This window comes from Azospirillum griseum, from assembly GCF_003966125.1.
GTDB classification, from domain to species: Bacteria; Pseudomonadota; Alphaproteobacteria; order Azospirillales; family Azospirillaceae; genus Azospirillum; species Azospirillum griseum.
In genome coordinates, this window is sequence record NZ_RXMA01000035.1 from 1 (window position 1) to 15,387 (window position 15,387).

11 protein-coding genes and 1 pseudogene are annotated in these 15,387 nt (G+C 67.4%); 6 read left to right on the top strand and 6 right to left on the bottom strand.

Going from position 1 to position 15,387, the window contains the following annotated elements; translation table 11 throughout:
• Window positions 1-190, bottom strand: a pseudogene (locus tag EJ903_RS23140) (porin); the annotation flags it as partial.
• Window positions 191-466: 276 nt separating this feature from the next.
• On the bottom strand, window positions 467-1,735 hold the full coding sequence (locus tag EJ903_RS23145; protein ID WP_126619924.1) for an ABC transporter substrate-binding protein: 1,269 nt from the start codon (window positions 1,733-1,735) through the stop codon (window positions 467-469).
• 314 nt (window positions 1,736-2,049) lie between these two features.
• Between EJ903_RS23145 and EJ903_RS23150 the strand changes: the two genes are divergently transcribed.
• On the top strand, window positions 2,050-2,799 hold the full coding sequence (locus EJ903_RS23150; protein ID WP_126619926.1) for a response regulator: 750 nt from the start codon (window positions 2,050-2,052) through the stop codon (window positions 2,797-2,799).
• A 15-nt stretch (window positions 2,800-2,814) separates the two neighbouring features.
• Window positions 2,815-4,326 (top strand): ATP-binding protein, encoded by a 1,512-nt coding sequence (locus EJ903_RS23155; protein WP_126619928.1) that lies wholly within the window; start codon window positions 2,815-2,817, stop codon window positions 4,324-4,326.
• A gap of 6 nt (window positions 4,327-4,332) precedes the next feature.
• On the opposite strand, the gene EJ903_RS23160 is transcribed toward EJ903_RS23155, so the two are convergent.
• Window positions 4,333-5,499, bottom strand: a complete 1,167-nt coding sequence (locus EJ903_RS23160) for an acyltransferase family protein (protein WP_126619930.1) — start codon at window positions 5,497-5,499, stop codon at window positions 4,333-4,335.
• A gap of 185 nt (window positions 5,500-5,684) precedes the next feature.
• On the opposite strand from EJ903_RS23160, the gene ade reads away from it, so the two are divergent.
• Together ade and EJ903_RS23170 are read left to right on the top strand one after the other, a co-directional pair.
• Window positions 5,685-7,394, top strand: coding sequence for an adenine deaminase (ade, locus tag EJ903_RS23165; RefSeq protein WP_126619932.1), 1,710 nt, complete (start codon window positions 5,685-5,687; stop codon window positions 7,392-7,394).
• A 153-nt stretch (window positions 7,395-7,547) separates the two neighbouring features.
• Window positions 7,548-9,206: a CocE/NonD family hydrolase gene (locus EJ903_RS23170; RefSeq protein WP_126619934.1), complete on the top strand. Its 1,659-nt coding sequence runs from the start codon at window positions 7,548-7,550 to the stop codon at window positions 9,204-9,206.
• A gap of 20 nt (window positions 9,207-9,226) precedes the next feature.
• On the opposite strand, the gene EJ903_RS23175 is transcribed toward EJ903_RS23170, so the two are convergent.
• Window positions 9,227-9,994, bottom strand: coding sequence for a Fic family protein (locus tag EJ903_RS23175; RefSeq protein ID WP_126619936.1), 768 nt, complete (start codon window positions 9,992-9,994; stop codon window positions 9,227-9,229).
• A gap of 171 nt (window positions 9,995-10,165) precedes the next feature.
• On the opposite strand from EJ903_RS23175, the gene EJ903_RS23180 reads away from it, so the two are divergent.
• Window positions 10,166-10,579: a bacteriohemerythrin gene (locus EJ903_RS23180; RefSeq protein ID WP_126619938.1), complete on the top strand. Its 414-nt coding sequence runs from the start codon at window positions 10,166-10,168 to the stop codon at window positions 10,577-10,579.
• A 328-nt stretch (window positions 10,580-10,907) separates the two neighbouring features.
• The gene (locus EJ903_RS23185; RefSeq protein ID WP_126619940.1) at window positions 10,908-12,530 is read left to right on the top strand and encodes an ABC-F family ATP-binding cassette domain-containing protein; all 1,623 of its coding nucleotides are present in this window, start codon (window positions 10,908-10,910) and stop codon (window positions 12,528-12,530) included.
• A 52-nt stretch (window positions 12,531-12,582) separates the two neighbouring features.
• Here the strand turns inward: EJ903_RS23185 and EJ903_RS23190 are convergent, their stop codons facing one another.
• Together EJ903_RS23190 and EJ903_RS23195 are read right to left on the bottom strand one after the other, a co-directional pair.
• Window positions 12,583-13,986 carry an aldehyde dehydrogenase family protein gene (locus EJ903_RS23190; protein ID WP_126619942.1) on the bottom strand — a complete coding sequence of 468 codons (1,404 nt, stop codon included), beginning with the start codon at window positions 13,984-13,986 and terminating at the stop codon, window positions 12,583-12,585.
• Between the two features lie 138 nt (window positions 13,987-14,124).
• Complete coding sequence (locus EJ903_RS23195) at window positions 14,125-15,072, bottom strand: helix-turn-helix domain-containing protein (protein WP_126619943.1); 948 nt, start codon at window positions 15,070-15,072, stop codon at window positions 14,125-14,127.
• Window positions 15,073-15,387 lie beyond the last annotated feature (315 nt).

The following is a 15,387-nucleotide window of genomic DNA, read 5'->3' on the forward strand; positions in this document are numbered from 1 at the left end:
CGACCAGGCGCAGACGGTTGCGGAAATCGGTCGAACGCAGGTTGGAGTCCTTGTCCTGACCAACGATGCCGGCCTCGAAATAGGCGTCACCGCCGATGGTCATGTCGAACTTCGATTTCGACTGCGCAAACGCCGAACCCGACGCGAGCGCGACGGCGGCAACACCAACCATAAGAGCAATGCGTGACATTGGTATTTTCCTCCAGACATGGCGGATGGGCCGCCCCGTCCGTGGCCCTTGTCGGGCCACTGGCGTTCCTGATGCCCGCGCGCGCAAACCAGCGGACCGTTGAGCGTGGGCGATGAAACGAAGCGGGGCTTGGCCCGTGGGGAAAGGCCGAACCGGCGGAACCAGCCCGACCCGTGGCGGTCGCGCGCGGGAAGGCCGCGCGCGCCGTCCGTGATCCGCCCGTCCCACCGGTCAACCAACCGACGGGACGGGCGGAAATCCGGTCCTGAGGGGGTCTTACTTGGCCAGATCGACGGCTTCGGCCAGCTTCTTGACCGCGTCCTGCGAGGTCATGGTGGAGTTGAAGTGCGAGGTCACAACGTCGAGGAACGCGCCGCGCACCGCACCCGGAACCGCCATTTCGTGGGCCATCGACGGGACCAGACCGTTGCCGGACACCGCCGACTTCAGATCGTCCATCGACTTGACGGCGCATTCGTCGAACTTGTCGCGCGCCATGTCCTGGCGGGCGGGGATCGACCCCTTCAGCACGTTGAAGGTTTCCTGGAACTTCTGGCCCAGGATCAGCTTGGCCAACAGGGCTTGACCGGCGCTGCGGTCGGCGTTGCCCGACTTGAACATGACGAAGCTGTCGGAGTTGACGATGTAGCCCGCCTGACCCGGAATTTGGGCGCAGACGAAATCCTTGCCCGACACCTTGCCAGCGGCCAGCAGCTCGCCCTTGGCCCAGTCGCCCATGATCTGCATGCCGGCCTGGCCGTTCATGAGCAGGGCGGCGGCGCGGTTCCACTCGCGACCGGGGAAGCCATCGTCGATGTAGCCGCGCAGCTTGCGCATCTGGTCGAACACCTTGACCATCGTGTCGCTGGTCAGGGCCTTCTTGTCCAGCTCGACCAGAGCCTTGCGGTAGAAGTCGGGGCCGCCCAGGCCCAGCACGACGTTTTCAAACAGGGTGGCGTCCTGCCAGGGCTGGCCGCCATGGGCCAGCGGGATGATGCCCGCCGCCTTCAGCTTGTCGGCCACGGCGTTGAACTCGTCCCAGGTTTTGGGCGCGGTGACGCCGACCTTGGCGAACACCTGCGGGTTGATCCACAGCCAGTTGACGCGGTGGATGTTCACCGGCACGGCGACGTAATGGCCCTTGTAGCGGATGACGTCGAGAATCAGCGGCGGCAGAACCTTTTCCCAGCCTTCGGCCTTGGCGACGTCGTCCAGGTTGGCCAGCTTGTCCTGCGCGGCCCAATCCTTGATGTTCGGCCCCTTCAACTGCACGGCGTTGGGCGGATCGCCCGCCAGCACGCGGGAGCGCAGGACGGTGCTGGCCGCGTCGCCGCCACCACCGGCCACCGGCGCGTCCATCCATTTGCCGCCCACCGCTTCGAAATCCTGACGCAGGGCACCGGCGGCCTTCGATTCACCACCGGAGGTCCAATAATGCAGAACCTCGACGGTCGGCTCGGCCTTGGCCGGAGCGCTCAACAGGCCACAGGCCAGCACGGTGGCCAGCGCGGTCATCGCAACTTGCGGCGTACGCAGAAAGCGCATTTTGGACGTTCCCCCTAAACATGTTTGGTTGGGTGTGCGCCGGTTCGGTGGCTTTTTGGTGGCGTTCGGCCCGATCACCGGTGCGGCGCTTGGGGCAAACTCTAACCGCTGGGCCGTTCGATGCACGGACAATTTGGTAACAGTGCCTTTTCACCAAAGCGCCGCTGTTACACAGCCGTTACAAAGCGGTGGGCGCGGTCGAAGCGGTCGGCGGCCTATGATCGCCCTCGCGGATGATCGGCGGGACGCGCTACACTTCCCCCGATCCCCGCCGCCCGGCCCCGCCGGGCACGACCGCAGACAGACCGAGACCCATGGAACGCGCACGCCATCTGTTGATCGTGGACGACGACCCCGAGATCCGCGACATGCTTTATGATTTCATGGTGAAAAGCGGTTTCCGCGTGTCCACCGCCGGGGACGGGCGGGAGATGGCGAAGGTGCTGGCGCAATGGCCGGTCGATCTCATCATCCTGGATCTGATGCTGCCGGGGGAGGATGGGACCAGCCTGTGCCGCTCCCTGCGCGCCAAATCCACCACCCCGGTCATCATGCTGACCGCCATGGGCGGGGAGGTGGACCGCATCGTCGGGCTGGAGGTGGGGGCCGACGATTACATCATGAAGCCGTTCAGCCCGCGCGAGTTGCTGGCCCGCGTGCGCGCCATCCTGCGCCGCTGCGGCAGCGTCGAACCGCCCAAGGAACGCCCGCGCGTGCTGGGCTTTGCCGGATGGTCGCTCGACCAGGGGCGGCGGGAGCTGCGCACACCCGACAATGTGGTCGTCCATCTCAGCCATGGCGAATACGCCCTGTTGCTGACCTTGCTGGAACGGGCGCAGCAGGTGGTGGAGCGCACCGAATTGCTGGAAAAGCATCGCGGCGACACCTCCATCCCCTTCGACCGCAGCATCGACATCCAGGTCAGCCGCCTGCGCCGCAAGCTGGAGGAGGGGCCGAGCGGCCAGAGCCTGATCAAGACCGTGCGCGGCATCGGCTATCAATTCACCGCCGCCGTGGCCGATCTGGGCGAGTCCGGTGCGGCGATTGTCCGCAACGCCGGTTGACGGCGCGCGCGACGGATGGCGTTCGACCCGCCCGTGATGGAGGATCTGCGCCGCCGCCTGCGGTCGGCCCGGCTGCGCCACCGCATCCTGCTGGCCTTTGCCCTGCTGCTGCTGCTGACCCATGGTGCCGCCCTGCTCATCAACCGGCTGCTCGACGACCGCGCCCAGGATCTGTTGACCGCCCACCGGCTGGGACCGGCGATGGCGGCGGCGGTGGAGGCGGCGGACCGCGCCCTGTCGGACGGTGTGCCCGCCGGGCCGGATTTGGCCATTCACCAGACCGCGAAGTTTGATTCCGCCGATCTGCTGGTGCAGTGGCGGCCCCCCGGCTCGCCACCCTTGCCGACCGGCTGGGCGCTGACCCCGGTGCCGCAGGCCCCGCGCCCGCTGCTGGTCGCCGCCGAACGGGCGATGCCGCCGCCCCACCCGGTTCCGTCCACCACCCTCGCGCTCGCCCTGTCGGCCCTGTCGGAGCAGTTGGCGGCGCAGTTGCGCGACGCGCGGGTCTACGCGCCGCTTGGAGGTGGGGACGGTGGGGCGGTGGCGGACGCCGGATGGTTGGAGTTTTCCAGCCACCGCCATTGGCGGGCGCGCACCACCCCGTTCGGCCTGCTGATGGGCGGGGTGACGGCGGTCGGGCTGGCGGTGGCGCTGCTGCTGTGGCTGACCGGCCGTCTGGTCCACCCGCTGGAGGCGTTGGCGGCGCAGGCAACCCGCCCCGACGACCGCCTGCACCCCCGCCCCCTGCCGGAGGACGGGCCGGAGGAGGTCGCCGCCATCGCCCGCGCCTTCAACCGCACGCGCGGCGTGCTGCGCGACATGATGGAGGGGCGCACCCATCTGTTGGCGGCGATCAGCCACGATCTGCGCACCCCGGCCACCCGGCTGCGGCTGCGCGCCGAATATGTGGAGGATGAGACCCTGCGGGCCAAGATGATGGCCGACATCGACGAAATGGCGGCGATGGTCACGGCGACGCTGGAGTTTCTCAGCGACGATGTGCTGCGCGAGGATGTCGAGGTCGTCGCCTTCGCCAGCCTGCTGCAAAGCCTGTGCGACGATTACGCCGACACCGGTTCGCCGGTTTCCTACCAGGAGCCGCCACCGCTGCAATTCACCGCCGTCCGCACCATTTTCGGCGGCGGCGGTCCCACCCCCGACCGTTTCGACCAACCGCGCCCGCTGCGCCTGTCGGGCCGCCCGTCCAGCCTGCGCCGCGCCTTTGCCAACCTGATCGACAACGCGCTGAAATACGGCGGGCGGGCCTATGTCAGCGTGGACGCCGACAGCGCCGAGATCATCGTCGATGTCTGCGACGACGGTCCCGGCATCCCGGAGTCCGAATTGCAGAACGTCTTCAAACCCTTCGTCCGGCTGGAAGGCTCCCGCAACCGCAAGACCGGCGGCAGCGGGTTGGGCCTGTCCATCGTCAAATCCATCATCGAGGCGCACCAGGGCCGGATCGAGCTGTCCAACCGCCCCGACGGCGGCCTGCGCGTGCGGGTGACGCTGCCCCGGATGCTGTGATCGTCTTCAGGATCGCGATGGCAGCGGGCGCATCCCCATGGCAAAGCGCAAGACGGGACTCCGCACCGCCACCGCGACGCAGGCCAGTGACAGCGCCAGGGAGGATCCGGTCAACACCACAAAGCGCAGCAGCGCCGGAGCCGTCCAGTCCAGCATCTGGAACCCCAGCGCCAGAATGATCGTCTGGTGCAGGATGTAGAAGGGCATCACCCCTTCGGCCAGCGCGGCCGTGCGTGGCGAGGGGGCATCGAGATGGCGCTTGGCGAAGCCGACGATGGCCACCAGCGCGGCCCAGGTCACGGTTCCCCACACGGCGTGGAACAGCAGGCTGTCCCACCCCAGATCGGGGCGGTAAATGTAATGGTCAAAGCCCGCGTGCTCGGCGAAGAAGCCCGCCGCCGGGAACACGATGAGGGTCCAGGCCGCCGCCCACCAGCGCACCCGCACCGCCCGTTCGGCAAAGCGGGGATCGGCGGTCAACCCCGCGCCGTACAGGAAGATCAGGCCCCAGAAAACGAAATCGGCCCAACCGATGTAACCGGGATCGAGCGGGCGGCCCAACGCGCGCTGCACCACCAGGGGCAGGGCGGGCAACACGATCCACCACAGCCCCCAGGGGCGATCGGAAAAGCGCCGCAGCGCCCCGCTCCACGCCGGGCGGCGCAACAGGGCGAAGACCGGGATCGACGACAGCGAAATCAGGAACAGGACGCCCAGGAACCACAGATGCGTTCCCACCGCGCCAAACCAGAAGGGGGAGCGCATCATGGCGGTGTCGAGCCAGACGCGCGGGAAGTAGTCGGCCAGAAACGCCAGATACCCGCCGGTGTGGCCGGAAAACTGGATCGCCTCCCAATAGCGTTGGGGCGGGATCAGAACCGGCGCGCACAGCAGGAAGGGGATCAGCAGACGGGTGAAGCGTTCCCGCGTGTAGTCCCCGAAGCTCCGCTTGCGCAGGGCCAACGCCGTTCCCGCCCCGGCCAGCAGGAAAAACAACGGCATGATCCAGTAATTCATATACACCGTGATCAGGGTGGCGATGAAATGATGATCGGGTGATTTCACATGCCACGGCAGATCATCGAAAAAATGATTGTTGTGGAACAGGAAGACCGAGAGGATCCCGAACACGCGCAGCGCGTCGAGATAATGCCACCGTGCCGTTGCCGTCATGCCCGCCCCGCTGATGATGAAGACGCTGTTTGATCAGCTATCCGCAGGACATTTCATCGCGTCAACACGGTTGTGTCGTTGCACGTTGCGCGTTTCCGGTGGGCCGCCTTTGCCAAGCGGGCTTGCGCAAGGGCGGGCCGCGCGTCACTTTGCTGCGTACGCACAGGAATGAACGGAGCGGCGCGATGACGGTGGAACGGGATGGGCTGAAGACGCGCGTCGGGCAGGCCCTGGGTGAAAGCCGGGCCGATCTGGTCATCAAGAACACGCGCTTTCTCAACGTCGTGACCGGCGAGATTGCCGAGGGCGACATCGCGCTGTGCGGCGACGTCATCGTCGGCACCTACGAACGTTACGACGGGGTGGAGGAGATCGACGGGCGCGGCCTGACCGTGGTTCCGGGCTTCATCGACACCCATCTCCATTGCGAATCCACCTGCGTGACGCCGGGCGAGTTCGACCGCTGCGTGCTGCCGCGCGGGACCACCACGGCGATCTGCGACCCGCACGAGATCTGCAACGTGCTGGGCGAGGAGGGCTTGCGCTATTTCCTCGACAGCGCGGGCGGCACGGTGCTCGACCTGTTCGTCCAGCTCTCCTCCTGCGTTCCGGCGACGGAGCTGGAAACCTCCGGCGCGCGGCTGGAGGCCCCCGATCTGGTCCGTCACATGAACCACCCCAAGGTGCTGGGGCTGGCCGAATTCATGAATTTCCCCGGCGTCTTCCACAAGGTGGACGGGGTGCTGGACAAGCTGGCGGCGTTCGACGGGCGGCACATCGACGGTCACGCCCCGCTTGTGACTGGCAAGGAGCTGAACGCCTATCTGTCCTGCGGCATCCGCAATTGCCACGAAACCACCAGCGCCGCCGAAGCGATGGAAAAGCTGCGCAAGGGCATGCAGGTGCTGATCCGCGACGGGTCGGTGTCGAAGGACGTGCACGCGCTCGCCCCGGTCATTTCCGCCGAAACCTCCCCCTTCCTGGGCTTTTGCACCGACGACCGCAACCCGTTGGACATCGCCGAGGAAGGCCACATGGATCACCTGATCCGCAGCGCCATCCGGCTGGGCGCGCCGGTCGCCCATGTCTACCGCGCGGCCACCTGGTCGGCGGCGCGCGGCTTCCGCCTGTTCGACCGGGGGCTGGTGGCGCCGGGCCAGCGCGCCGATCTGGTGCTGCTCGACGACCTGGAGGAGTGCGCGGTCAACCGCGTCATCCGGGGCGGCCGGGTGGTGACGGCGGACAGCTTCGCCAACCGCCCCAGCGTCGCCCCGGTCGGCCTGGATTCGGTGAAGCTCGACCCGGTGGAGGAGGGGGATTTCGCCGTTCCAGCGGGCCAATCGGTGCAATCGGTCATCGGGCTGCTGCCCGGCAAGATCATCACCGAACACCGGCGGATCGAAATGACGCCGGTCGCGGGCCGTCTGGTCGCCGACCCGGCGCGCGACCTGTTGAAAATCTGCGTTTTTGCCCGCCACGGCAGCAACCGCAACATCGGGCGCGGCTTCGTCCAGGGCTTCGGCTTCGCCGAGGGAGCCTTGGCCTCGTCCGTCGGCCACGACAGCCACAATCTGTGCGTCGTCGGCTCCAACGACGCCGACATGGCCATCGCCATCAACCGGCTGATCGCGCTGCAAGGCGGCTTCGTCGCCGTGCGCAACGGTCGGATCGTTGGCGAACTGGCCCTGCCGCTGGCCGGTCTGATGAGTCTGGAGCCGTTCGAAACGGTGGAACACAAGCTGCGGGCCTTGCGCGCCGGGGTCCGCGCCATGGGCTGCCCGCTGGCCGAACCCTTCCTGCAACTGGCCTTCCTGCCGCTGCCGGTGATTCCGCACCTGAAGATCACCGACCGGGGCATGGTCGATGTGGACCGGTTCGAACTGATCGCGGCGTGAGCGGGCGGGTTGCCTGATTTTTGGGCGACCGCCTGCGACGTGGGCGATGCTTTGTGGGCAATGGGTGTGACGATGCGCCGGATTGCCCGGCATCGGGCGTTGGCACAGGCTTTGCCACGTTAAGGCGTATCTGTCCAACCACGCTGACACCGCATGACCCATCTGGCCCCCGTGCTCCTGGAAACCACCCCCCTCCTGCCGGTCCGCCCGCCCGAAACCGTGTCGATGCGCACGCGCGACGGGGTGCGGCTCGACGCCGACCTGTACCGCCCGGATGCGGCGGGAGTCTGGCCGGTTCTGCTGCTGCGCGTCGCCTGCGGGCGGCGGACGGCGCTGACCAGCCATTACGCGCACCCCCGATGGTACGCGGCGCGCGGCTATGTGGTGGTGGTGCAGGACATGCGCGGCTGCGGCACCTCCGACGGGCGCTTCCGCCCCTTCGACGCGGAGGCGGAGGATGGGGCCGACGCGGTGGCCTGGGCGGCGTCCCTGCCGGGATCGTCGGGGGCCGTTGCGCTCTATGGCTGCGGTTATGCCGGGTTGGCCCAGCTTCTGACGATGGCGGAGGCCCCGCCCGCGCTGCGCGCCGTCGCCCCCGCCTTTGCCGGCTGGGATGTCTTTTCCGATTGGGCCTATGAGGGCGGGGCGTTCCGTCTGGCCGACGCCATGGGCTGGGCCTTGCGCGTCGCGGCGGAGGCCGCGCGCCGGGTGGAGGATGGCGTGGCCCACCGCGCGCTCAGCGACGCCGTCCGGCGTTTGCCGGTGGACGACGAGATTCCGGCCCGCCCGCAGGCGCTGCGCGATTACGCCCGCTACGCCCCCCATTACGACGATTGGCTGACCATGCCGGTGCCGGGGCCAAGCTGGGACGCGCTGTCGCCGCGCGCCCGGCTGGCCGACATGCCGACCGACGTGGCGGTGCTGACCATCGGCGGCTGGTTCGATCCCCGTCTGGCTGGATCGCTGGACGCCCATGACGCGCTGGTGGCGCGGTCGCGGGCACCGGTGCGGCTGGTCGTCGGCCCCTGGACGGCGGCGGGTCCGCAGGACGGGCCGTCCATCGACAGCCTGCAACTGGCCTGGTTCGACCGCGTCCTGAAGGGCGAATCCGCCCACGCTCACGAACGCGGCGGCCCGGTGCGGTTGCAGGATCTGGAAAGCGGGCGGTGGCAGGACCTGCCACAGCTTCCCGCCGCCGACACCACCTTTTGGCTGAACAGCGACGGGCTGGCCAACCGCCAGGGCGGGCGGCTGTCGGCAGACCCGGGGGAGGTGTCGGCGCTGGACGTCATCGTCCACGACCCGCGCGGCCCGGTCCCGGCGGTCGGCGGCCACGCCGTGCCGGACGCCGGACGCGTTGACCGCGCCGGGGTGGACCGGCGGCCCGATGTGGCGGTCTACACCAGCCTGCCGGTGAGCGAGCCGTTGACCCTGGCCGGGCGCGTCGCCCTGGATCTGTGGGTGGAGGCCGACGCGCCGTCCTTCGACGTCAACGCCGTGCTGTCGGTGCTTCGCCCCGATGGCCGGGTGCTGCCGCTGACCCACGGCCACGCGCGGGTGGAGCCGGGCGACCCGACGCGGCCCCTGACCATCAGCCTGCGCGCGGTCTGCGCCACGCTGGCTCCCGGTTCGGCGTTGCGCCTCAGCCTCGCCGGGGCCTGTTTCCCCGCCTATCCGATCAACCCGGGCACCGGGGCGGAGCCGGGCGAAACCCGCCGGGTGGACGAACAGCCGATCACCCTGCTGATCCACAGCGGGCCGGACCGCCCGTCACGCCTGCGCTTGCCGCTGTCGCGCGACGCGTTGCGGTAGAACCGAGGCGGCAAAAACCGTCAGGCCGGATCGTCGAACGGGGTTGTCGGCGCGTCCGGCCCCTTGGCCACGGCGGCCAGACAAATGTCCAGGCTCTGGTCGAGGAAGCGCATCATCAGGTCGCGGAACGGCGTCTTGTCGCCGACCGACCACGCCCGTTCGACCAGATCGTTGTACAGGTCGCGGTCCTCCGCCCGCACCACCACCGGCGGATAACCCGCGCGGTTCAGCAGCAGATTGCACAGCAGCAGGGCGGTGCTGCGGTTGCCGCTGTTGAAGGGGCGGATCGCCATCAGCCGGTGATGAGCCTCGAACGCGGTGTCGGGGGCGGGGTCGGCGCGGCGCAGCCAGCCCGACAGGGCCGACATCGACACGCGCAGCTTGGCCGGGTCGGGGGCGTTGCCGGTGTCGTCGTCCTTGGGCGGGGCGTTGCGGTACTTCCCGGCCTCGTCGTCCAACCCCTGGTGCAGCACGCCGTGAAAGGCGGCGATGGTGCGCTCGTTCACCACGCCCGCCGGTTCATAGGACAGGCGGGCCATCAGCTCCAGCGCGCTGCGGTGGTTCAGGGTGAAACGCTGCTCCTCCACCGCGCGGTGGCGCAGCAGGGTTCCGCGCTCCAGGATCGCCTTGATCTCGCTGCGGGTCAGGGCCACGCGCTCCAGCCCCACCGCCGCGATGGTCAACTCCACCTCGAACCAGTCGGCCAGATCATGGACGGTGTCCTGCGGCAGCGGTCGGGCGCTGTCGAGCACCCGTTTCTTGTCCGCGATTTCATCCTGCATGGCCATGGGCCGCCCCTTCCGCGCGCAACCGGCTGTCCTGGCGCAAGGGGCCGGAAAAACCGGCCCCCCTGCGGGGATTTGCCGCTTTGTGTCGGCACCGTTGCCGGTTTTAGGATCCCTGTCAAGTCATCCACAATGGTACGGTGCGGGCTTGGCGCGCAGGGGGAGGGTGGATCCATGGATCATGTGGTCTGGGATGAAACGATGAGCGTCGGCGTCCCCGTGCTGGACGACGAACACCGCCATTTGCTGAGGCTGTTCAACGGCCTGTTGGAAAGCGGCATCACCCCCGCCAACCGGGAGGAGCTGTCCGCCCTGCTGGCCAGCCTCAACGACTATGTCGCCGTTCATTTCGCGCGGGAAGAGGCGCTGATGGTCGATGGCGGCTATCCCGACCTGGACCAGCATCTGGCCGCCCACCGCTATTTCGCGGGCGAGGTGGCCGGGCTTCAGGCCGAATTCGACGGCGACAACACCACCATGCTGCGGATGGACCTGATCCTGCTGCTGAAGGACTGGTTCGTCGAACACATCCAGCAGACCGACGCGCTGTACAAGCCCTATGTCGGACAGGGCAGGGCATTCGCCTGAAGCATTGCGCGCCCGACCGGAACACGAGTGGCCACGGATTTCGCGGATTTTTTCACGGATTTCGCGGAATGTGTCTCAGAGCCGCCCTGTTTTCGATCCGGGAGCTAACCCATAACGGGACGCGTGAGGCGAATGGGGGCAGAGATCCGTGTAATCCGTTCTTTTGTCCGTGTAATCCGTGTCTATTTTTGTTTGCGTGACGATGCTTGCACGCTCAAGCGATTGCCCTGCGGACGGGCCTGAGATCCCGCCCCGCAACGCAAAACTCTGGCGCGCGGGCGAAGCTGTGGCATAAGGGGCCACCCCTGCCACCGGAAGCCGACCCGCTATGATCCGCCTTGAGAACATCACCAAGCAGAACAGCCACCGCATCCTGTTCGTGGAGGCGTCCGCCGCGCTGAACCGGGGCGAGAAGATCGGCCTTGTCGGCCCGAACGGGGCGGGAAAGACCACGCTGTTCCGCCTGATCAACGGCGAGGACACGCCCGACGACGGGCAGGTGTCGGTCGAAAAGCACGTCAGCATCGGTTATTTCAACCAGGATGTCGGCGAAATGGCCGGCCGCAGCGCGGTGGCGGAGGTGATGGACGGGGCCGGGCCGGTCAGCGTCGTCGCCGCCGAACTGGCCGAGCTGGAAGCGGCGATGGCCGACCCTGACCAGGCCGACGCGATGGACAGCATCATCGAGCGCTACGGCGAGGTCCAGGCCCGCTTCATGGAGCTGGGCGGTTACGAGCTGGAAGGCCGCGCGCGCGAGGTGCTGGCCGGTCTCAGCTTCAGCCAGGAGATGATGGACGGCGACGTCGGCGGCCTGTCGGGCGGTTGGAAGATGCGCGTCGCGCTCGCCCGCATCCTGCTGATGCGGCCCGACGTGATGCTGCTCGACGAACCCAGCAACCATCTGGACATCGAAAGCCTGATCTGGCTGGAAGGCTTCCTGAAATCATACGATGGCGCGCTGCTGATGACCTCGCACGACCGCGAGTTCATGAACCGCATCGTCACCAAGATCATCGAGATCGACGACGGCACGCTCACCAGCTATTCCGGCGACTACGCCTTTTTCGAACGCCAGCGCGCCTTGAAGGAAAAGCAGCAGGAAGCCCAGTTCGAACGCCAACAGGCGATGTTGGCCAAGGAGATCAAGTTCATCGAACGCTTCAAGGCGCGCGCCTCGCACGCCAGCCAGGTGCAGAGTCGGGTCAAGAAGCTGGACAAGATCGAACGGTTCGAAATGCCCAAACGGCGGCAGGTCGTGGTGTTCGATTTCCCGCCCGCCCCGCGTTCGGGCGAGGACGTCGCCGTGCTGAAGAACGTCCACAAGGGCTATGGCGACCGCCGCATCTACAACGGCTTTGACCTCACCATCCGCCGCAAGGAACGCTGGTGCGTGATGGGCGTCAACGGGGCGGGCAAATCCACCCTGCTGAAGCTGATCGCCGGGGTGACGGAGCCGGACAGCGGCAGCGTCACCGTCGGCGGCAGCGTGAAGATGGGCTATTTCTCCCAGCACGCGATGGAGTTGTTGGACGGCGACCAGACGATTTTCGAGTCGCTGGAGGCCAATTTCCCCCAGGCCGGGCAGGGTGCCTTGCGGGCCTTGGCGGGCTGCTTCGGTTTTTCCGGCGACGATGTGGAAAAGAAATGCCGGGTGCTGTCGGGCGGTGAAAAGGCCCGGCTGGTGATGGCGATCATGCTGTTCAACCCGCCGAACTTCCTGGTGCTGGACGAACCGACCAACCACCTGGATCTCGACACCAAACAGATGCTGATCGCCGCGCTGTCCAATTACGAAGGAACCATGCTGTTCGTCTCGCACGACCGGCATTTCCTCGCCACCCTGTCGAACCGGGTGCTGGAACTGACGCCGGAGGGCATCCACCAATATGGCGGCGGCTACACCGAATACGTCGCCAGCACCGGCTACGAGGCCCCCGGCCTGCGCAGTTGATCGGTTCGGAGCGGCCCCTCTTCCCAGTTGGGCAGAGGGGCCGTCCGCCCCGTCACCGCGCCATGTTGATGACCGTCAACTGGGTGAATTCGGCCAGCCCCTCTTCGGCGAATTCGACGCCGATGCCCGATTGTTTGGCCCCGCCAAAGGGGATGGTCGGGCCGAAATCGAGGTGGGTGTTGATCCAGACCGTTCCGGCCTCCAACCGCTGGGCCACCGCCGCCGCGCGGGTCGGGTCGGACGACCACACCGACGCGCCCAAGCCATAGGGGGAGGCGTTGGCCCGGCGCAGCGCGTCCTCGGCGTCCGTCACCCGGATCACCGGCAGGATCGGCCCGAACTGCTCCTCGTCCACCAGACGCGCGCCGTCCTGGATGTCGCGGACGATGGTCGGGCGGATGAAGTAGCCGGGGCGGTCCGTCACCGCGCCCCCGGCGATGATGGTCCCGTCGCGTGCGGCGTCCGTCAGGAAGCCCAGTACCTTCTCGTACTGCGCCCGGTTCTGGAGCGGGCCGATCCGCACATCGGGATCCAGCCCGTCGCCGACCACCGCCGCCTCCGCCAGCCCGGCCAGTTCGGCGGTCAGCGCGTCGTAAATCCGGTCCTGCACATACAACCGCTTGATCGCCAGACAGACTTGACCGGCGTTCAGGAAGGCCCCGGCGAACAGCTTGGCCGCCACCGCCTTGGGATCGACGTCGTCCAGCACGATGGCGGCGTCGTTGCCGCCCAGCTCCAGCGTGATCCGCTTGATCGAGGACGCCGCCGCCGCCATCACCTTGCGCCCGGTTTCGGTCGATCCGGTGAAGGTCACTTTGCGCACGTCGGGGTGGGTGGACAGGCGCGCGCCCAGATCGTTGGCGTCGGTCACGACGTTGACCACGCCCGGCGGCAGCGTGTCGGCGCACAATTCGCCAAAGCGCAAGGTGGTCAGCGGTGTGGTCGGGGCCGGTTTGATCACCATGGTGTTTCCGGCCAGCAGCGCCAGCGGCAGCTTGAAGCCGACGATCAGCAGCGGGAAGTTCCAGGGGATGATCGCGCCGACCACGCCCAGCGGGCGGCGGTGCAATTCCACCCGGCGGCGGTCGCTGTCCTCCACCACCCGCACCGGCAGGTCGAGCGCGGCGGACTGCCGCAAAAAGGCTTCGGTGTAGGCGATTTCGGCGGTGGATTCGGCCAGCGGCTTGCCCTGCTCCTGCGTCAACAGCCGGGCAAACTCCCCGGCCCGCTGGTTCAGCGCGTCGGCCAACCGCAGGATGGCGGCGCGGCGGTCGGCCAGCGGTTGGGCGCTCCAGGCCGGGAAGGCGTCCTTGGCGGCGGCGACCGCCGCGTCGAGTTGCGCCGCCGACGCGCGCGGGGCCGTGGCCAACAGCGCGTCGGTCGCCGGGTTCACCACCGGCATGGACAGGTCGCCCGCGACCAGACGGCCGCCGATCAGCAGTTTGAAATCCGACATCAGATGGGTTCCGGGAGCAGGGAGAAGGACGGTTTCCGACACGCGTCGTGTGGAAACGCGCCCGGAGTATCCCCAGCCCCGGCGGGGCGATCTATCCGCTATGCGAACGGATGAATTTTGTTGGACGGCTCCAGCCGCTCAGGCCAGCACCGGCGCGCGCCGCTTCAGCGTGTCCGACGGTTTTTCGCCGTACATCTGGAAATAATAGGTCGAAAAACGGCCAAGATGCCAAAAGCCATGATCCATGGCGATTTCGGCGATGGTGGTCTGGCGGGGGTCGGCGCTGCGCAGCGCCCGGCGGGCGGCGTTCAGGCGGATCATGCGAAGATATTCCTTTGGTGACATGCCCATGATGTCGGCGAAGCTGTATTCCAGCATCCGCGTCGTCACCCCCACGCCCTGCGCGATCTGGGCGACCGACAGCACATCGTCCGGGTGGGCGGCGACGAAATCGCGGGCGCGGTTGACCAGGGCCTGACGCTGCGACGGGCCGATCATCCGCTCGCCGTTGCGGTCGCTGGCGATGCCGTCGATGATCTGGTGGCAACGGTCGAGGATGCCCATCACCAGCCCGGTGCGCCGCATCGCCTCCGTTCCCGCCGCCTCGTCGGCCAGCAGGCAGGCCAGCTCCATCCGCAGGGCGGCGGCCCAGGGTGAGGAAAAGGTTCCGCTGGTCAGCGATTCGGCGTTGGGGGCGGGCAGGCCGGGCAGCCGTTTGGGGTCGAGCGCCACCGCCAGGATCGACATCGGGCCATAGCACAGGAAATCGCACAGCCGCGCTCCCCGGAACAGGATGACGTCCCCCGCCCCGACCGTCTGGCCTTCGAAGCGGGCGGGGGCCGACTCCAGGCTTGGCACCCCCAGCACCAGACTGTCGGGCGGCGGGGCGGTGTGCTGGTGCAGGCGCAGGTTGGTGGTTTCGTGGATCAGGCGGACACCGGGCGCGTCGATTTCGCGCAAGCGCCCGGTGAAGCGCCCGGCCTCCAACTGGCTGTAATGCTGGGTCCACCCCTGCAAGGCCCGCTCCTGCTCGCTGACGTCCGCTGCGGTGTCCTGCACCACCCGGATCGCTGGCTGGCTGTTCATCGTCGATGGCTCCCGGTGGCAAGGCGCGCGACGAGGCGCGCACGCTGGCGGACGTCGGTCAAACGCGGTGCAGATGTTTGTCTGGGGACGGGCTGATTTGGATCGCTTTCCCGACCAATGTCAAACAAGATTGTTTGTTAAATAATCATTCGGCTGGTCGCATGGTGTGTCGCCCAAACCACGCGCCCTTCGGCCGGAATGCCCACACAGGCAAGCAGGGATTCATCAAAACTTCAAGTCAATTCGAAAACAAATGGAAATCAAGTTCTTGTGAGTGTTTTAAAACCACGAATAGATTAAAAACAAAACGCACAG

Coding starts and splice junctions, on each gene's coding strand:
- EJ903_RS23145 (WP_126619924.1), bottom strand. CDS start 1,735: ATGCGCTTTCTGCGTACGCCGCAAGTTGCGATGACCGCGCTGGCCACC.
- EJ903_RS23150 (WP_126619926.1), top strand. CDS start 2,050: ATGGAACGCGCACGCCATCTGTTGATCGTGGACGACGACCCCGAGATC.
- EJ903_RS23155 (WP_126619928.1), top strand. CDS start 2,815: ATGGCGTTCGACCCGCCCGTGATGGAGGATCTGCGCCGCCGCCTGCGG.
- EJ903_RS23160 (WP_126619930.1), bottom strand. CDS start 5,499: ATGACGGCAACGGCACGGTGGCATTATCTCGACGCGCTGCGCGTGTTC.
- ade (WP_126619932.1), top strand. CDS start 5,685: ATGACGGTGGAACGGGATGGGCTGAAGACGCGCGTCGGGCAGGCCCTG.
- EJ903_RS23170 (WP_126619934.1), top strand. CDS start 7,548: ATGACCCATCTGGCCCCCGTGCTCCTGGAAACCACCCCCCTCCTGCCG.
- EJ903_RS23175 (WP_126619936.1), bottom strand. CDS start 9,994: ATGGCCATGCAGGATGAAATCGCGGACAAGAAACGGGTGCTCGACAGC.
- EJ903_RS23180 (WP_126619938.1), top strand. CDS start 10,166: ATGGATCATGTGGTCTGGGATGAAACGATGAGCGTCGGCGTCCCCGTG.
- EJ903_RS23185 (WP_126619940.1), top strand. CDS start 10,908: ATGATCCGCCTTGAGAACATCACCAAGCAGAACAGCCACCGCATCCTG.
- EJ903_RS23190 (WP_126619942.1), bottom strand. CDS start 13,986: ATGTCGGATTTCAAACTGCTGATCGGCGGCCGTCTGGTCGCGGGCGAC.
- EJ903_RS23195 (WP_126619943.1), bottom strand. CDS start 15,072: ATGAACAGCCAGCCAGCGATCCGGGTGGTGCAGGACACCGCAGCGGAC.